Consider the following 17,237-nt stretch of genomic DNA (forward strand, 5'->3'; position numbering starts at 1 on the left):
GTATACTTACATTTCTCATAGGAATAATCTTATCGAATGTTCGTTTTCCTTGCTTGATTCAAACTTCCTATTTATATCGGTGAAGAAAAGTTTGGACAGTATAGTATATAAAAAGGCCTAACGTGCTTTTCTGTTACTAGGGTTATGATATTCCAGTATATAGTTTGACAGGTTTAACCAAATAAAAACAGACAAAGATCCGAGACCTTTGTCTGTTTTATGGTGGAAGATGTTTATTGATCTGCGGTAGATGAATCGACTTTGATATCCTTATCTTTTAAATTCAGGCTGATTTCCTCATCACTATTCCACAGGACGACCTGTTTTTGTTCATTGAAGTTAGCATCATTTGTTTTCAGAGTGGCTTCCACTTTGTATTCTCCGGGTAAAAGGGGACCGACTTTCTTTTTGTATATGGCTTCGTCAGCTTTTACGACTTGTTCCCCGTTCACCAGTAAGGTGGCGTGTTTGGAATTCGTACGGACGGTCAGATAGACTGGATCAATTTCGATTGAATAGCTGTCTGGAAGCCAGGAGTGGGTTTCCTTTTTCAGTGTTAAAAATCCTTCAATTCGGGGCTGTTCTTTTTCCTTTTTGAATGTTTCTTCGTCAGCATAGTAACGGGATTGTTCGTGGAGAACAGTCAGAAGGGATTGAGTGTATTCAGGATTTTTTTGGAGATAATCAAGCAGGATTTGTGTATTTTCTTCATTAATAATCAGGTCTTCATCAGATGAGGTTAAAACCTTGGAGAGCTGATGTGCGTCTTGATCGGCAAGGGCAGATTCAACTTTTTTTACAAGAGCATCCTTGTCATGAAAGGGGCCTTTTATGTAATAAACGCAACCGAATAATAGGATAGAAAGTATGATTATCAGGGATATTTTATAGAGTGGGGATCCTTTGAGGTTCACCATTTTTCTCACACCACCTTTTGGATTGGGTCATAAGTAACAACGCTAACTTACTATTAACTATATCGGCATTTTGAAAGGAATTTCAACTGTTAAGTTTTGTGATTTTATGGCATGAATGTCTGATTGATACCTATATATGTAGTATATTTACAACCGGATAATCTAGAAGATTAAATTCATTCATCAATTGATTAATAAATCTGAGCCAAATAAAATAATCACCCGCCTGAGGTACGGATGATTGGTCACTTGCATGCAACGATTGAGGAGCATTGGGTAGGTATAAATAAAAAGATGGCTGTTTTATTTATATGGCTTGAAGCGGCGGAATGGGGAAAAGAACCTTGACCTATTTTTCCGTCCCTCAAAAGAGATGAGGAATGTCCGATTGGCGATGATTAAAATGTACGTCGTTGACTGACTGCATTCAGGATAAAGATCTTTTCTTGTTTAGAAAGCATTCTCCAACTGCCTGCTCGGATTCTCATTTCTTCTTACCTCCTTTTTTATACATAATTTGGATGGGTTGTACTCTATTTATACCGTAAAAAAGGGATAGTGAAACAAAACAAATACCAACAAATACTAAGCATTAATGAAACAGTTAGCCAGCAAGTGTGTAAAAGTGATAGGGAAACCTGTAAAACAGCTAGCAGAAAGGCATGAGATGTCGAGAGAATTTTTGATAAAAATCAGTTTATTGTTAGATTAGGAGATAGAAAACCGGTTATAAAGGAGGAATTATGCCATTCAGCTATCATAACCTCTATTATGCCTTGAAGGTTTATTGAAATCTCACGAGAAAAGCCCACGTTACGAATATATAAAAGTGAAAAAACAGGCAGAAATTTCACGCTAAGACCTAGTTGAGCCAGGATTCTCCCTGTTTTTCCCTTAAACTAAAATGGGAAATTGGTCCGCAGTTTATAGGAGAAGATAGGCATAAACAAGGTATCACCCCATTCGCTGAATTACCAAAGGAATTTTTTAATGTAAATGTCCTCTTGTACAAGGTTATTCTTCGCCAGCTCCTTGTGTTTCCTGTTTTTCCTCAAGTTGTTGACCGATGGCAGAGAGAACGGCTCCAATCGCTTGAATCCAGCTACCAACCGCGATATAAGTTTGCCCTTTTTTTTCATCAGTGGTTTGAATTTTGACACCGAATGCCTGGATGACGCTTCCGATGGTTTGAAGAATATTGCCGATGAAAAGTTCCAATGCTCCTGATGTGCTGTTATCGCCAAATTCGTCAGCAGCACCGATCCCACTGCCGAGTGCTTGCAACAAATTCCCTTGGATGGAAATGTTCGTGTTTGTCCGTTCGGGGAAATCAATAGCGATCGCTGTAAAGCTTTCGAGAGAACCAATGCTGGATATAGCGTTGCCTGCGTATTCAAGCGAAAGAGGATTTCCTTGTCCGTCCGCAGCTAAGCCAGCCCCGATTGCCTCCAAAGCGTTGCCGGTTAAATTCAGGTCATTTTGTAGCTTGCTTGATAATCTACTATTTGGTGTAGAGCCAATCGCAACAATTATGGCACCTATGGCCACCAGCCAGGCCCCGTATATTTCTTTTAACTGATCTGACATTTCATCACGTCCATTTATGGATAATTATAATAATGTATTCAGAAGAAGTGGTTGTGATTGGATGTTGAGGAAAAACAAAAAGCCTCCATCGCTGGAGGCTAAGGATGTTAGTTTGATTTGAAATAAGCGTTTAATCCATTTAAGATTCCCTGTGCGGCTTTTTTATGGTAGCTGGTTTGGGCTATTGTTTTTTCCTCGGTTTGATTTGAGAGATAACCTAGTTCCAGAAGGGCAGATGGTTGTTTATTTTTACGTAAAACCTGATAACTTCCCTTTTTTGCCCCCCGATTTCTCAAACCTGTTGCTGTTACTACTTTACTCTGTATAGCACTTGCCAGACTGCTATTTTGATAATAGTACGTTTCTATTCCTGTTGCGGAAGAATTTTTATAGGAATTGTAATGAATACTCAAAAATGCGTCTGCTTTTCTGGAGTTACTGAGACTTGCCCTGGCGTCCAACGAAATATATGTGTCATGGCTGCGTGTCATGACGACCGTTGCACCAGCATTCTTGAGTAATGTTTCCAATTGCTTGGCCGTACTAAGCACAATATTCTTTTCCTTTGTTTTTAACTTCACACCAATTGCTCCAGAATCTGTGCCGCCATGACCGGGATCAATGACGATAACTTTTCCTTTAACACTTTTAGCTACTGGCCCTACTGGATTGGTAGTGGTGGCTTTTTTCGTTGAGATGTATTGCAACGCAACCCAGCCGATCTTTCCATTGGAGGTTTTTACTTTCCCCCAAGAACCGCTTTTCTGCTGAAGGGTCACAGCGGCATTTTTCTTCACAGAAGTAATGACTTTGGAAGAAGTACTTGCGCTAGCGCGAACATTTAAACTGGTAGCTGTCACATAATAGGTACCAAGATTAGTAGCTGGTTTAGTAGTAGAAAGATAGGATAGAGAAACCCAGCCGATTTTCCCATTAGATGTTTTAATTTTCCCCCAGGAGCCGCTTTTCTGTTGAAGCGTCACAGCGTCACTTTTCTTCACAGTGGTAACCACTTTAGAAGAAGTGCTTGCACTGGCGCGAACATTTAAACTGGTAGCTGTCACATAGTAGGTACCGAGATTAGCTGCCGGTTTAGCAGTGGAAAGATAGGATAGAGAAACCCAGCCAATTTTTCCGTTAGAGGTTTTAATTTTCCCCCAAGAGCCACTTTTCTGTTGAAGCGTTACAGCCGCATTTTTCTTCACAGAAGTAATGACTTTGGAAGAAGTACTAGCACTGGCGCGAACATTTAAACTGGTAGCTGTCACATAGTAGGTACCGAGATTAGCAGCTGGTTTTGTAGTGGAAAGATAGGATAGAGAAACCCATCCGGTTTTTCCATTAGATGTTTTGATTTTCCCCCAAGAGCCGCTTTTCTGCTGCAGAGTCACAGCTGCATTTTTCTTCACAGAAGTAATCACTTTGGAAGAAGTACTGGCACTGGCGCGTACGTTTAAACTAGTAGCAGTCACATAATAGGTACCAAGAGTGGCTGTACTAGCAGCCGGCTTTGTTTTGGTTAGGTATGAAGTAGATACCCAGCCTGTTTTTTTATCATATGTAATCTTACTCCAATTATTTTGCTCAGATTGAACCGTTACCGCTTTGCCTTTCTTAATTTTTCCAATGACAGAGGATGTAGTAGAAGGCTTTGAGCGGACATTTAATGTACTGGCGTTAACTTTTGCTGAATAGCTGGCCGCATCTGCTTTCTCCGGCAGGAGAGTAATGAAAAATGATAGCACAATCAACAGGCTGACAGCTTTAATAGAGAATTTCCCCAAAGATCTTCACCTCTTTATTTTTTATTCCTTTCTTTTCATCGGATGAATCTATCAAATCTAAAGCTATTCGGTAAAAATGAAAAGAAAGATTGTCTAATAGGGTATACCTTATAGGAAAAAGTACCCCCAATATTACATTAAGGTAGAAGAACAGAAGGGTTCAATGAGAAAAAATTGCCAAATGGTAGACAACAAAAAAGCACCTGGATTGGGTGCTTGGAAAACTCTTTTATACTAAGTTTTTATATAAATAGTTCTAATAAAAGGCTAGTTTCCGATTATATTAATAATTTTCTAATCTATTTTAAAAATAGTATGACTAGAGAGAATAAAAACTTTGTTAGATTTTCTCGACTATCTTATAACCCAAACAATCTTAAGACCTCTTTACTCCAAATCTCAATTCCTTTTTCATTCGGAGCACTTTTATCCTCTTTTAGGTACATCATTAATTCAGTTTCATTCATATAATCAGGCCAAAATTCCCAATGATCAATGTAAGTAATATTATTTTCTTCTGCATATTCCTTTAATGCTTCTACTTGTTTTGGATAGATAGTGGCATTGGGAATTGGGTGAGTAGGCATAAGAATCACGTAAAGATCTTCATTTATGGATTTCAATTCTTGAATGATCGTTGAAATATTTTCATGATTATCTTCTACTGCAACTTCTCCATTATCGGCTAGGGTAAGGGCTTCGAGAATAAGAACATCTGGTTTTGCATCCTGATAATCATTGATTAAACCTTCTTGTATTAATTGATTTGATGTGCCAGTAAACTCAATGAATGAAGACGAAACATTTGATCCAAAAGATTCCTGCAGTTTCTTACTTATTGTTATCCCCAACCCACTATTCTGATCTCCCAATGCTTTTGAACCGGCAATCAAAATATTCGCTTTACCATGATTGCTGACAGCTTTTTCGAGAGCGTGTTTAAGTCCGTTATCTTTAATATTTTCAAAAGATGGGGAGACTTCCTTCTCTTTTTTTGGCTCCGCTTGCTGGTTTTCGTTCTCCATCGCAACGGTTTGTTCAATTTGATTGCTCCAGTATGTTTGTCCAAAAACTAAAACAAGGATGGTGCATATGGTGATTAAAAACATCGTGACATATTTCATTTTGCTTCCTCCGGATGATTAATAAGATTTTGATTTGATAGATATATGCAAAAGGATTCAATTCACACTTCCTTTGAATAATAAAAAGAGAGACCTTGAAAGACTCAGATACAGTTTAACGTAGACAATAAATTTTTGGAAGAGTATGGCATAAATGCGGATTTAGATAACTTCGCAAAAGTTTTGCGAGTGAAAAAAGAAAAAAATCTTATACAGTTCAGTTTATAATACACTCACCTGTACTGGCGAGATTAATATTTTATGTAATTATTACAAAAAATTTAAATAGAGTATATTTTACCACTTCCCTAATATTTAAAATTGCATTATTCTTAAAAAGGTGAATGTTTAATACACAAGATGATATTTTTAACTTACATTCTGTAGTCTATAAATATCATCTTGAAATTCTTATACAGGATTAAGGATTAGATAGATACCAAATTATAATGTTTGATTACATATTACATTTTTTTAGAAATTATATAAAATTTCCAAAAAACAGATGAATTTTTGTCGGTTTATTGTATAATGTTTAATATTATGTTAATCGGAGGATGAAATGGAAGAAACTATCAGCTTGAAGGATTTGTTTGAAACCTTAAAAAAACGTGCATGGTTCATCATCATGATCACCGTTTTGGCAGTTTTGATAAGTGGAGTAACAAGCTTTTTTATTTTGACTCCAATCTATCAATCTTCTACACAGCTGCTCGTTAATCAAACGCAGAGTGAAGAATCAGTATATAGTCAAAACATGGTTCAAACGAATCTACAACTCATCGAAACATACAATGTCATTATGAAGAGCCCGGTTATATTGGATAAGGTGATTGAAGAACTGGATTTGAACCTATCCGCGAGCGAGCTCACAAATAAAATAACGGTAGCCAGCGAACAGGAATCTCAAGTAGTAAATGTATCGGTTACAGATGAAGATCCGCATATGGCTGCAAATATAGCAAATACGACAGCGGAAATTTTCAAAGAAGAGATCGTCAATATTATGAATGTCGATAATGTTAGCATCCTTGCGAAAGCAACGGTTTCAGACAATGCTTCACCAATTAAGCCGCAACCGCTTATGAATATAGCCATTGCATTGGTCGTAGGATTAATGATTGGTGTGGGGATATCCTTCTTGATGGAGTACTTGGATAATACCATCAAAACCGAGCAGGATATTGAACGAATTCTAGATTTACCTGTAATTGGCGTGATTGGTGTCATTGAAGAAAGTAATGCGCAAATGGAAGCAAGAGGAAGAGCGAAGAGATCAGGAAGAGGTGAACCACGTGGCGCGTAAGAAAAATAAACAGCTTGGGAATGGCAATCAACGGAAGCTTGTGACCTATTTGGAACCTAAATCACCGATTTCAGAACAATTCCGTACCTTGAGGACAAATATCCAGTTTTCTTTCGTAGACGAGGAAATGCAAACGATTATGATTACTTCCTCAGGACCAACAGAGGGGAAATCAACGACAGCTGCGAATATTGCGGTTGTATTCGCCCAGCAGGGAAAAAGGACTTTATTCATAGATGCTGACCTGCGTAAACCTTCTTCGCATTATACGTTCTCATTTACGAACAGCCTAGGATTAACAAGTGTATTGACGAAACAAATAGAGTTTGAAAAAGCCTTACAGGTTGTTGAACCTTTAGGGTTACATGTGTTAACAAGCGGACCATTACCACCGAATCCGGCTGAGTTATTGTCATCAAGAGCAATGGGGGAATTGATCAATAAGGCAAAGGAAGAGTTTGATGTCATAATTATTGATACCCCACCGGTTACAGCCGTTACGGATGCGCAAATCATTGCGAATCTTTGCCAAGGTGTCGTGCTGGTGGTGAGCAGCGGACGTACACAGATAGATGATGCGATTAAAACAAAAGAACTTTTAACGAATACTGGGGTTAAAATCCTAGGAGCTGTTCTCAATAACAGGAAAATGAAGGACAATACGTACTATTATTATGGTAAAAAATAGGTAGCTTACTAGACTTTTCTGCAAAAAGTGAGTAAGATGGGTTCAATGATTGGAATAAATATACAGTGAGGGGTTGCATGACAAAATGATTGACATACATAGTCATATCTTGCCAGGTTTAGATGATGGTGCACAGAGTTTAGAAGATTCGATGGATATGGCGAGGCTTGCCGTCAGCGAAGGAATCGACACAATCATCGCAACCCCGCATCATAAAAATGGTGCATACGAAAATACAAGAACAAACATATTAGCTGAGATTGATCATTTAAAAGAACAATTGGAGAAAAGCCAAATACCGTTAAATATCCTACCTGGCCAGGAGGTCAGGGTGTATGGTGAATTGCTCGATGATTTCGAGCAGGGCTTCATCCAAACCGTAAACAATTCCTCTTATCTCTTGATTGAATTTCCTTCAAATCATATACCAAGGTATGCTAATACGTTATTTTTTGAACTGCAGCAAAAAGGAATCAACCCTATCCTCGTTCATCCCGAACGGAACATGGCCATAGTTGAGAATCCAAATCTCCTCTACGACTTTGTTCAGAGAGGTGTTAGTACCCAGCTTACATGCGGCAGTATCGCCGGTAAGTTTGGCAAGAAAATTAAGAAAGTATCTATGGATTTACTATCATCTAACTTGATTCATTTCGTGGCATCTGATGCACATAATGTTTCAACCAGACAGTTTTGGATGAATCAAGCATTGGATGAACTAGAAAAACAGTTCGGATTAGACCAAATCTATTATTTTGAAGAAAATGCAGAGTTACTCATTAGCGGGCAAACAATCATGAGAGAAATGCCTCAGCCAGTCAGACAGCGTAAGTTTTTAGGGCTTTTTTAATGATAGATCATGTAGGTGATGCCTCCTAACCTTTATCAAAGGAGACACTCGACCATACTGTGGGAGGTAGGAAAAGCTTCCTTAGATGCAAGTAGTCATCAATAGTATGGTGTGAGGGTGGGTTAGATGCCCATTTGTTTTAAAATTAAAATTCTGAGTATTTCATATAAAATAATTTGTAAGATTATAAAGCGCTTTTGGGAAATTACCCTTACTTAGAATTATTAAACACATTTATATAAATTGTCTAATGTTTTTAGTTTATTTTGATAATTTGATAATATGTACCCATAAAATGCGTGTTTGGATAAAACTTTAGGAGGAGATTTACCTTTGCAAAAAGTAAGAAAAGCAATTATACCAGCTGCTGGACTCGGAACACGATTCCTGCCAGCCACAAAGGCGATGCCAAAAGAAATGCTTCCAATCGTCGATAAGCCGACCATTCAATATATTGTAGAAGAAGCGATTGAATCCGGGATAGAGGATATTATTATCGTGACCGGTAAAGGAAAGAGATCCATCGAGGACCATTTCGATCATGCGTATGATTTAGAGAATAACTTGATGGAAAAGGGCAAGTTTGATCTTCTCGAAAAAGTGCAAGCTCCTTCCAAGGTCGATATCCATTATATTCGCCAAAAAGAGCCAAAAGGATTGGGTCATGCCATTTGGTGTGCACGTAATTTTATTGGCAACGAACCATTTGCGGTCTTACTTGGTGATGATATTGTCCAGGCAGACAAGCCATGCCTTCGTCAATTGATGGATGAATATGAGAAAACATTTTCTTCTATTATAGGTGTACAGCACGTGCCAATGGAAGATACCAATCGATACGGCATTATCGATCCAATTGAGCAAAACGGGCGCCGCTATCAGGTGAAGAACTTTGTGGAGAAACCAGAAAAAGGAACTGCGCCGTCTGATTTAGCTATAATGGGCCGTTATATTTTACGTCCAGAAATCTTTGCATTCCTTGGTGAGCAAAACATAGGGGCAGGTGGAGAGATTCAGCTGACAGATGCAATTCAAAAACTGAATGAAATACAACGAGTATTTGCCTATGATTTTGATGGGAAACGTTATGATGTCGGTGAGAAACTAGGGTTTATTGAAACATCGATTGAATTTGCCCTTCAGGATTCATCCTTGCGCAATGATTTATTGCGCTTTATGGAAGAAAAATTAAATGTAGTGAAAAAATAATTTGTATGGAAAAAGATCGGCATATGCCGGTCTTTTTTAGAGGAGAGGGTAAAACGTGACATACCGTAAAAGGCTAACCACATTGGTATTATTAGACTCCATCATCGTGTTAACAGCTATTTATTGCAGTTACCTGGTTCTCCATCCGTATTTGGGAATTTTTAAAAAGGAAACTTTACTAATCACCTCCCTTGCTCTGTTAATCAGCCATCATGTATATGCATTTATTTATAGACTTTATAACAAAGCATGGGAGTACGCGAGTGTACGAGAGTTATTTGCAATTGTAAAAGCTGTAACGTTCACGATTTTAACAACTGCCATCATTCAACTGATTGTTTTTCAAGATGTTTATGTACGTGCATTGGGGATTACCTGGATGCTTCATATCCTGCTAATTGGGGGGTCGCGATTCTCCTGGAGAGTATACAGGGACCGTTATATGGCTATCAGTGACCATTCAAAAAAGCGGACGTTAATTATCGGAGCCGGTGCAGCCGGAACCATGGTAGCGAGACAGCTGCTTCAAAAGGTGGATGCTGATTTAGCACCAGTAGCCTTTATTGATGATGACCCAAATAAACAAAGGCTCCAAATCCATGGTTTACCAGTAGTAGGTGAGACTGCAGATATCTCAATGGCTGTTGCCTTACATGAGGTTGAAGTTATCATTATTGCAATTCCTTCTCTGTCAAAGGGAGAGATCAAGCGAATTTATGAAGAATGCTCGAAAACAATGGCAAAGGTTCAAATTATGCCCATGATTGAAGAGATTATGTCCGGAAATGTATCAGTCACACAGTTTAGAGATGTTGAGGTTGAAGATTTATTGGGCCGTGAACCAATTCAGCTAGATATTGAGACCATATCTGAATATGTAAAAGGAAAAACAATTCTAGTTACTGGTGCCGGCGGATCGATTGGATCGGAAATATGCCGTCAGATTTGCAAGTTTACACCTGATAAACTCCTTTTACTGGGACATGGTGAAAATAGCATTTATTTAATTGATATGGAATTACGGAAACAATACGGAAAATCGATTGAGATTATTCCCATTATTGCAGATATACAGGATCGAAATCGAATTTTTGATGTGATGGATAAATACAAACCAGACGTTGTTTATCACGCGGCAGCGCATAAACATGTTCCAATGATGGAGTATAACCCGAGAGAAGCAGTGAAAAATAATGTGTTTGGCACTCGGAATGTTGCAGAAGCGGCAGATATATTTGGTGTTGGTACTTTTGTCATGATTTCAACTGATAAGGCAGTAAACCCTCCAAATGTTATGGGGGCAACGAAGCGTTTTGCTGAAATGATTATTCAGAATTTGGCAAAGGAAAGTAAGACGAAGTTTGTGGCGGTACGGTTTGGAAATGTGTTGGGTAGTCGCGGCAGTGTTATTCCATTGTTTAAGAAACAAATTCAAGCCGGCGGTCCTATAACGGTAACGCATCCTGATATAACGAGATATTTTATGACAATTCCAGAAGCTTCAAGGCTTGTGATACAAGCTGGGACATTGGCACGTGGAGGAGAAATATTTGTCTTGGATATGGGGGAACCGGTTAAAATTGTTGACCTTGCTAAAAATCTAATCACCCTTTCAGGATATTCTGTTGATGAGATTGGAATGCAATTCTCTGGTTTAAGGCCTGGTGAGAAAATGTATGAAGAGCTTCTTAATGAGAATGAGGTTCAAAAAGATCAGGTGTTTCCTAAGATTTTTATTGGGAAAGCTCAGCCGATGGAGAAGCGCGAACTTTATGAGGTGATTGAGACTCTTCTTGATATGAATTCGATTGAGATGAAAGAAACGCTTGTTGGGATTGCAAACACGAAGTTTAGTGAAAAACATTCTTTAATGATTGGTAGTTAGGGATTAGTGAAAAAAAGTAAGCCTAACTATTTTTACCTTCACAAATAACAATATCGTTGTTTAGATAATTAGGGGTAATCGTTGGTTAGTGAATGTGAAAAATTGATTCACTAACCAACTTTTAGCAACCTTAAATGTGTTTGAGAGGTTAAGAGTGTCTTTAGTAGCTTAGTAGTTAACTGGAATGATAATTTTTCGAATTAAATCCTAATCTACTAAAGAATAAATTTAAAGGAGTGTTACATAATGTATATGAAGATTAAAAGATTGATAGATATCTTACTATCTTCAATTGGCCTAATAATTTTGTCACCATTTCTTTTGATTTTAATTATTGCTATTAAACTTGATTCAAGAGGTCCGATTCTATTTAAACAAAAACGTATTGGAATCCATAAGACGCATTTCAATATTTTGAAGTTTCGAACGATGAGGATGGATACACCAAAGGACACTCCAACTCATTTACTAAAAAACCCTGATCAGTATATTACTAAAGTAGGTAAGTTTTTGAGAAAGACTTCATTAGATGAGCTACCACAAATTTGGAATATTCTAGTTGGTCAGATGAGTATTATTGGGCCTAGGCCAGCGTTGTGGAATCAATATGACTTAATTGCAGAACGGGATAAATATGGTGCAAATAATGTCCAACCTGGACTGACTGGTTGGGCGCAAATTAATGGAAGAGATGAACTTCCTATAGAAATAAAAGCAAAGTTGGATGGTGAATATGTTAAAAATATTAATTTTGTAATGGATGTTAAGTGTTTCATTGGAACCATCATAAGTGTCGTTAAGAGTGATGGCGTTATTGAAGGTGGGACGGGAACTATTGAGAAAAAGAATTTATTGAGCAATAAGGAGAGCGTTCCTAAATGAAAAAAATATTGATAACAGGTATAAACAGTTATGTTGGGAACAGCCTAAAGGAATGGCTAGGGAATTACCCTAATAGATATCTAATCGATAAGATTAGTTTAAGAGATGATTCTTGGAGAGAGATTAGTTTATCTGAGTATGACGTGATTTTCCATGTAGCTGGAGTAGCACATGTTTCAACAGACCCCAAATTGGAAGATTTATACTATAAAGTTAATCGCGATCTTACAATAGAAATTGCTAAGAAAGCTAAAGCAGAAGGTGTAAAACAGTTTATATTTATGAGCAGTATTATCGTATATGGAGACAGTAGTAGAGAAAAGAAAATAATAACAAAGACTACAGTGCCTACACCAAGTAATTTTTATGGAAATAGCAAACTACAAGCGGAACAAGGTATTAGAGGACTGCAAAATGATAATTTCAAAGTTGTTATTATAAGACCACCAATGATATATGGAAAAGGCTCTAAAGGGAACTACCCTATACTTGCAAAAGCAGCTCGTAAGTTACCTTTTTTTCCTGACATTGAGAACCAGCGTAGCATGCTTCATATCGATAACCTTTGTGAGTTTATTAGGTTAATGATTGATGAAAAAGAAAGTGGCCTATTCTTTCCACAGAATAGTGAGTATGTCAGGACCAGTGACATGGTAAAGTTGATAGCCGAGGTGCATGGTAAGAAGATTATACTTACAAAATTATTTAATCCATTTTTAAATATTATTGGTTTGAAGTTTGGAATAATTAATAAGGCATTTGGAAATTTAGTATATGATAAATGTTTATCTAAATATGATAAGGACTCCTATCATGTAGTAGATTTACGAAGTTCTATTGAAAAAACGGAGGCAAAGTGGTGAAAAAAGCGCTAATATATGCTTCTGTTGCCTCAATGATCGATCAGTTTAATATGGATAATATTTATATACTTCAGGAATTAGGATACAAGGTTGATGTTGCTTGTAACTTTGAGTTTGGAAGTACTACATCTCAAGAAAGAGTAAATGAACTAAAAAGAGAATTGGATAAAATTGGAGTAAATACTTATCACATTCCTGTGCCAAGAAAGATATCTTTGATAAAGGACATGTTCATGGCTTATAGACTAACAAAAACATTAATAGAAAATAATAAGTATGATATTGTTCACTGCCATTCCCCTATAGGTGGAGTCATTGCAAGATTGGCTAGCAAAAATAGTCGAAAAGAAGGAACAAAGGTTATATACACCGCACACGGATTTCATTTTTATAAAGGTGCACCTAAGCTTAATTGGATGATATTTTATCCTATTGAAAAATATTGTGCTATGTTTACTGATACACTGATTACCATTAATAGTGAGGATTTCAAACAGGGAAATCGATTGAAAGTTAATGAAACATGTTATGTCCCTGGAATAGGAATTCATGTAGATGAAATTAATAGTATTAATGTAAATGTTGAAGAAAAGCGAAAAGAACTTGGTGTATCGAATGATGACTGTTTATTATTATCTGTCGGCGAACTTAATGATAATAAAAATCATGAAGTAGTGATAAAAGCTCTAGCTAAAATTAATGCTTCATATAAATATATGATTTGTGGAATTGGTGAAAAAAGGGAATGCTTAACAAGACTAGCTCAAGAATTAAATATCGAAGATAAGGTGATCTTTGCTGGGTATCGAAATGACATAAAAGAAGTATTAAAAGTGGCAGATATATTTTGTTTGCCTTCAAAAAGAGAGGGTTTATCAGTCGCTTTAATGGAAGCTTTAGCTGCTGGGCTTCCTTGCATTGGCAGTAGGATTCGTGGAAATGTAGATCTTATTCAGAATAATCAAGGTGGATATTTAGTAGATAGTGAAAATGTGCATGGATTTAAAGATAGTATTGAAAAGTTAGTAAATAATAAAAATACAAGAAAAACATATGGGGAATTCAATAGGAATTATATAGAAAAATTCAGTGCGGAAAATGTAAAGGAACACATGCTAAAGATTTATAGTAGAGACTGACTTACAGTGTTCAAGTAAACGATAAACTAGGCTCAACAGATATCCATAGATAAGTATAAACAGATAACGATAAAAAAGGTTTTCTATGCTTTAGAAGCTTGTTTTTTGAAGCCTCTATACCAAATAAATCACTCGAATATTTAGTGTTATATAGGCTTATCTATTGAATTATTTGTTTTTAGAATGAGTTTATAAACACAAAGTATTAAAACAATTATGGGGATAAGTTGGTGATATTATGAAAGTTATCTTTGTCCGCTCCAATCCTGTTGACCCGGATTCAAGGGTTGAAAAGGAAGTGAATAGCTTATTAAAAGCTGGGCATGAAGTAGAAATATTAGCCTGGGATAGGAGTAACAAATATAGAACTAAAGACAATGTATTAAACTTAGAAAATGGATCAGTTATCATTCATAGGGTGGGCATTTTGGCATCTTATGGTGGAGGATTAAAAAAAAACCTGGTACCATTAATGAAATTTCAAATCAGATTAGGTATTTGGTTATATAAAAATAGAGATAAATATGATGTTATACATGCGTGTGATTTTGATACAGCTTATGTATCATCTAAAATAGCCAAGTTTCTTAAAAAGAAGTTTGTTTATGATATATTTGATTATTATGTTGACTCTTTTAATGTGCCGAATTTCCTAAAAAAAATAATCAAATCTAGTGATCATAAGATTATTAATAGTGCAGATGCAGTCATTATATGTACAGAAAAGAGAAAAGAACAAATAAAAGGAACTAAGCCTAACAAATTAACTGTAATCCATAATACACCGCCTAAAGTTAAAATAGGACCAGAAGTTCTTAATTTAAATAAAAATAAGATAAAGATTGTCTATGTGGGAATTTTAGCAGATGGTAGATTTATAAAAGAAATTGCAAATATAGTTAAAGACAATATGAATTATGAATTTCATATTGGGGGATTTGGAAAGTATGAAAATTATTTTATTGATTTATCAAAAACATTAGACAACATTAAGTTTTACGGAAAATTACCATACAGAAGAACCCTAGCTTTAGAGAAAAGTTGTGACATTATGGTAGCAATATATGATCCAACTGTATCTAATCATTATTATGCAGCGCCCAACAAATTTTATGAAGCATTAATGCTAGGCAAACCAATAATTATGGCGAGAAATACAGGAGTAGATTATATTGTAACTCACCATAGTATCGGTGAAGTAATTGAGTATAAGACTGATAATCTTAAAGTTGCATTAGAAAATTTAGTTAAGCGAAAAGATGAATGGCCTGAAATATCCAGGAAGATGAAACAACTATATTTAAATGAGTACAGTTGGACGGAAATGGAAAAAAGGCTTATAGAATTATATAGTGAATTGTGTGAAAATGCGTAAAGAGTATAGACAATTGATTTTTATGTAACAAATGTAGTTAATAACTTCTAAATAAAGAGGTGAGCATATGAAATTATTAATTGTTGCACAGAATTTCCAGACAGGCGGAATCCAACGCGCGTTAATAAATATGTTAGATGTAATAAGTAATGACCAATATAATATTGATCTATTTGTTTTTGGGGATGGCTCCATGTTAAAGGAAGTTCCGAAAAATGTAAATATCATTAAAGGGAAGCGCTTGTTACGTTTAGCCGCTACGCCATTTTCTATTATTAAAAGTGAGGGAACTTTTTTTGATAAGTTGTTAAGATTGATTTTGATGTTACTAGTTAGATTAATAGGACCCAAAAGATTTTATCAATTTTTATTTAAATTGGAGAAAAATACAGGTGAATATGATTTTGCGATTTCATATTTTAATGATCTTCCCAATAACTATTTTAACCAAGGTACAAACCAATATGTATCTAATTTCGTGCGAGCTAGAAAAAAAATAGCTTGGATTCACACCGATCCAATATTGGCAAATTTTAACCAAGAGGATTGTAGAAATAAGTATAAAGACTACGACTATATAGTGTGTGTATCGAATGCTGTATCAGAGAAGTTCAAAAAATTCTTGCCTGAATATGCTACTAAAGTAGTAACTGTTTATAACTTCTTTCCAATAAATAAAATTAAACGTTTAAGCAATGAAAAAGTTATACAAACATATGCAGACAGATATTCTCTTATTACAGTGTCTAGAATAAATAATGATCCAAAGAGATTAAACATAATTCCTGAAATTGTAAATAGATTACTACAATCTAATGTCAGTAATTTCCGATGGACCATAGTAGGAGATGGCCCTGATTTAAATTTACTAAAGAAACAGGTGGAAGAATTAGGCGTAGAGGAATATATTAACTTTGTTGGTAATCAACAAAATCCATATCCATATATTAAAGCAAGTTCTTTATTCATATTGGTTTCTAAGTATGAAGGTTATCCTATGGTGATAGGGGAATCGTTAATTTTAGGTACACCAGTGCTAACAACTAATTTTGCTGCAGCTACTGAACAAATAATAAATGGAGTTAATGGTATTATTGTTGAGATGGATGAGGAGTCTATATATTCAAAATTAAAAGGGATTTTAAAACATGGTAATAAAATCTATGAATTAGAAAGATATATTACTGAAAATCCATATACAAATAAAATAGCAAAGCATCAATTGAAGACTATTCTGGATACAGAATACGAAAAATAATCAAAGAGTTTTTGAGCTAAGCTACAGAAAAATCAAAAATTGTTAATTAACGGTATTGATCTAATTAAAAGCTAAATGTCCAATAGTATTTTTTGGTTGGAGACGGTCCATTAAAACAACTATAGCGAACTAGTAGATAAGCTGAATTTTAGGGTATCGCACGGACGTTCCTAACCTGATGGGATTATCTGATATAGCCGTATCATCGTCAAGACAAGTAAGCTTATCAGTCAATGTTATAGAAGCCTTGGCAACTGCATAACCACTGATTGTTACAAATTCAAGAGGAAATAGTGATTTGGTGAATCATGGATAAAATAGATTTGTAAGTAAAAAGTTTAACGATAACAATTTACCGATGCAATCGTTC

14 protein-coding genes are annotated in these 17,237 nt (G+C 35.9%); 10 read left to right on the forward strand and 4 right to left on the reverse strand.

Features of this window, described 5'->3' with window-relative positions; genetic code table 11:
• Positions 1-233 precede the first annotated feature (233 nt).
• The 4 genes from AC58NB_RS01040 to AC58NB_RS01055 all read right to left on the reverse strand — a co-directional run bounded on the left by AC58NB_RS01040 (position 234) and on the right by AC58NB_RS01055 (position 5,412).
• A complete protein-coding gene (locus AC58NB_RS01040) occupies positions 234-917 on the reverse strand; it encodes a TcaA second domain-containing protein (protein ID WP_497424948.1) in 684 nt (227 codons plus the stop codon).
• Between the two features lie 1,014 nt (positions 918-1,931).
• Complete coding sequence (locus tag AC58NB_RS01045; RefSeq protein WP_497424949.1) at positions 1,932-2,504, reverse strand: DUF6944 family repetitive protein; 573 nt, start codon at positions 2,502-2,504, stop codon at positions 1,932-1,934.
• A gap of 107 nt (positions 2,505-2,611) precedes the next feature.
• Positions 2,612-4,288, reverse strand: coding sequence for an N-acetylmuramoyl-L-alanine amidase family protein (locus tag AC58NB_RS01050; protein ID WP_497424950.1), 1,677 nt, complete (start codon positions 4,286-4,288; stop codon positions 2,612-2,614).
• Positions 4,289-4,647: 359 nt separating this feature from the next.
• Entirely contained in the window at positions 4,648-5,412 is a 765-nt protein-coding gene (locus tag AC58NB_RS01055; RefSeq protein ID WP_497424951.1) for an SGNH/GDSL hydrolase family protein, read from the reverse strand.
• Between the two features lie 562 nt (positions 5,413-5,974).
• Between AC58NB_RS01055 and AC58NB_RS01060 the strand changes: the two genes are divergently transcribed.
• The 10 genes from AC58NB_RS01060 to AC58NB_RS01105 all read left to right on the forward strand — a co-directional run bounded on the left by AC58NB_RS01060 (position 5,975) and on the right by AC58NB_RS01105 (position 16,867).
• Entirely contained in the window at positions 5,975-6,718 is a 744-nt protein-coding gene (locus AC58NB_RS01060) for a YveK family protein (RefSeq protein ID WP_497424952.1), read from the forward strand.
• Positions 6,654-7,406 (forward strand): CpsD/CapB family tyrosine-protein kinase, encoded by a 753-nt coding sequence (locus tag AC58NB_RS01065; RefSeq protein WP_497424953.1) that lies wholly within the window; start codon positions 6,654-6,656, stop codon positions 7,404-7,406. Before AC58NB_RS01060 ends, AC58NB_RS01065 begins: the two co-directional genes overlap by 65 nt.
• 85 nt (positions 7,407-7,491) lie before the next feature.
• Positions 7,492-8,256, forward strand: coding sequence for a tyrosine-protein phosphatase (locus tag AC58NB_RS01070; protein ID WP_497424954.1), 765 nt, complete (start codon positions 7,492-7,494; stop codon positions 8,254-8,256).
• Between the two features lie 333 nt (positions 8,257-8,589).
• Positions 8,590-9,465, forward strand: a complete 876-nt coding sequence (gene galU, locus AC58NB_RS01075) for a UTP--glucose-1-phosphate uridylyltransferase GalU (RefSeq protein WP_497424955.1) — start codon at positions 8,590-8,592, stop codon at positions 9,463-9,465.
• Positions 9,466-9,520: 55 nt separating this feature from the next.
• On the forward strand, positions 9,521-11,350 hold the full coding sequence (locus tag AC58NB_RS01080; protein WP_497424956.1) for a polysaccharide biosynthesis protein: 1,830 nt from the start codon (positions 9,521-9,523) through the stop codon (positions 11,348-11,350).
• Between the two features lie 246 nt (positions 11,351-11,596).
• The gene (locus AC58NB_RS01085; protein ID WP_497424957.1) at positions 11,597-12,232 is read left to right on the forward strand and encodes a sugar transferase; all 636 of its coding nucleotides are present in this window, start codon (positions 11,597-11,599) and stop codon (positions 12,230-12,232) included.
• Entirely contained in the window at positions 12,229-13,095 is an 867-nt protein-coding gene (locus AC58NB_RS01090) for an NAD-dependent epimerase/dehydratase family protein (protein WP_497424958.1), read from the forward strand. Before AC58NB_RS01085 ends, AC58NB_RS01090 begins: the two co-directional genes overlap by 4 nt.
• Positions 13,092-14,234 carry a glycosyltransferase family 4 protein gene (locus tag AC58NB_RS01095; protein ID WP_497424959.1) on the forward strand — a complete coding sequence of 381 codons (1,143 nt, stop codon included), beginning with the start codon at positions 13,092-13,094 and terminating at the stop codon, positions 14,232-14,234. The genes AC58NB_RS01090 and AC58NB_RS01095 overlap by 4 nt, the downstream gene beginning before the upstream one ends.
• Positions 14,235-14,472: 238 nt before the next feature.
• Positions 14,473-15,609, forward strand: coding sequence for a glycosyltransferase family 4 protein (locus tag AC58NB_RS01100; RefSeq protein ID WP_497424960.1), 1,137 nt, complete (start codon positions 14,473-14,475; stop codon positions 15,607-15,609).
• Positions 15,610-15,676: 67 nt separating this feature from the next.
• Complete coding sequence (locus AC58NB_RS01105; protein WP_497424961.1) at positions 15,677-16,867, forward strand: glycosyltransferase; 1,191 nt, start codon at positions 15,677-15,679, stop codon at positions 16,865-16,867.
• Positions 16,868-17,237: the final 370 nt, after the last annotated feature.

The organism is Pradoshia sp. TA40_28, assembly GCF_059694525.1.

Coding starts and splice junctions, on each gene's coding strand:
- AC58NB_RS01045 (WP_497424949.1), bottom strand. CDS start 2,504: ATGTCAGATCAGTTAAAAGAAATATACGGGGCCTGGCTGGTGGCCATA.
- AC58NB_RS01090 (WP_497424958.1), top strand. CDS start 12,229: ATGAAAAAAATATTGATAACAGGTATAAACAGTTATGTTGGGAACAGC.
- AC58NB_RS01055 (WP_497424951.1), bottom strand. CDS start 5,412: ATGAAATATGTCACGATGTTTTTAATCACCATATGCACCATCCTTGTT.
- AC58NB_RS01040 (WP_497424948.1), bottom strand. CDS start 917: ATGGTGAACCTCAAAGGATCCCCACTCTATAAAATATCCCTGATAATC.
- AC58NB_RS01100 (WP_497424960.1), top strand. CDS start 14,473: ATGAAAGTTATCTTTGTCCGCTCCAATCCTGTTGACCCGGATTCAAGG.
- AC58NB_RS01065 (WP_497424953.1), top strand. CDS start 6,654: ATGCGCAAATGGAAGCAAGAGGAAGAGCGAAGAGATCAGGAAGAGGTG.
- AC58NB_RS01060 (WP_497424952.1), top strand. CDS start 5,975: ATGGAAGAAACTATCAGCTTGAAGGATTTGTTTGAAACCTTAAAAAAA.
- AC58NB_RS01085 (WP_497424957.1), top strand. CDS start 11,597: ATGTATATGAAGATTAAAAGATTGATAGATATCTTACTATCTTCAATT.
- AC58NB_RS01070 (WP_497424954.1), top strand. CDS start 7,492: ATGATTGACATACATAGTCATATCTTGCCAGGTTTAGATGATGGTGCA.
- AC58NB_RS01105 (WP_497424961.1), top strand. CDS start 15,677: ATGAAATTATTAATTGTTGCACAGAATTTCCAGACAGGCGGAATCCAA.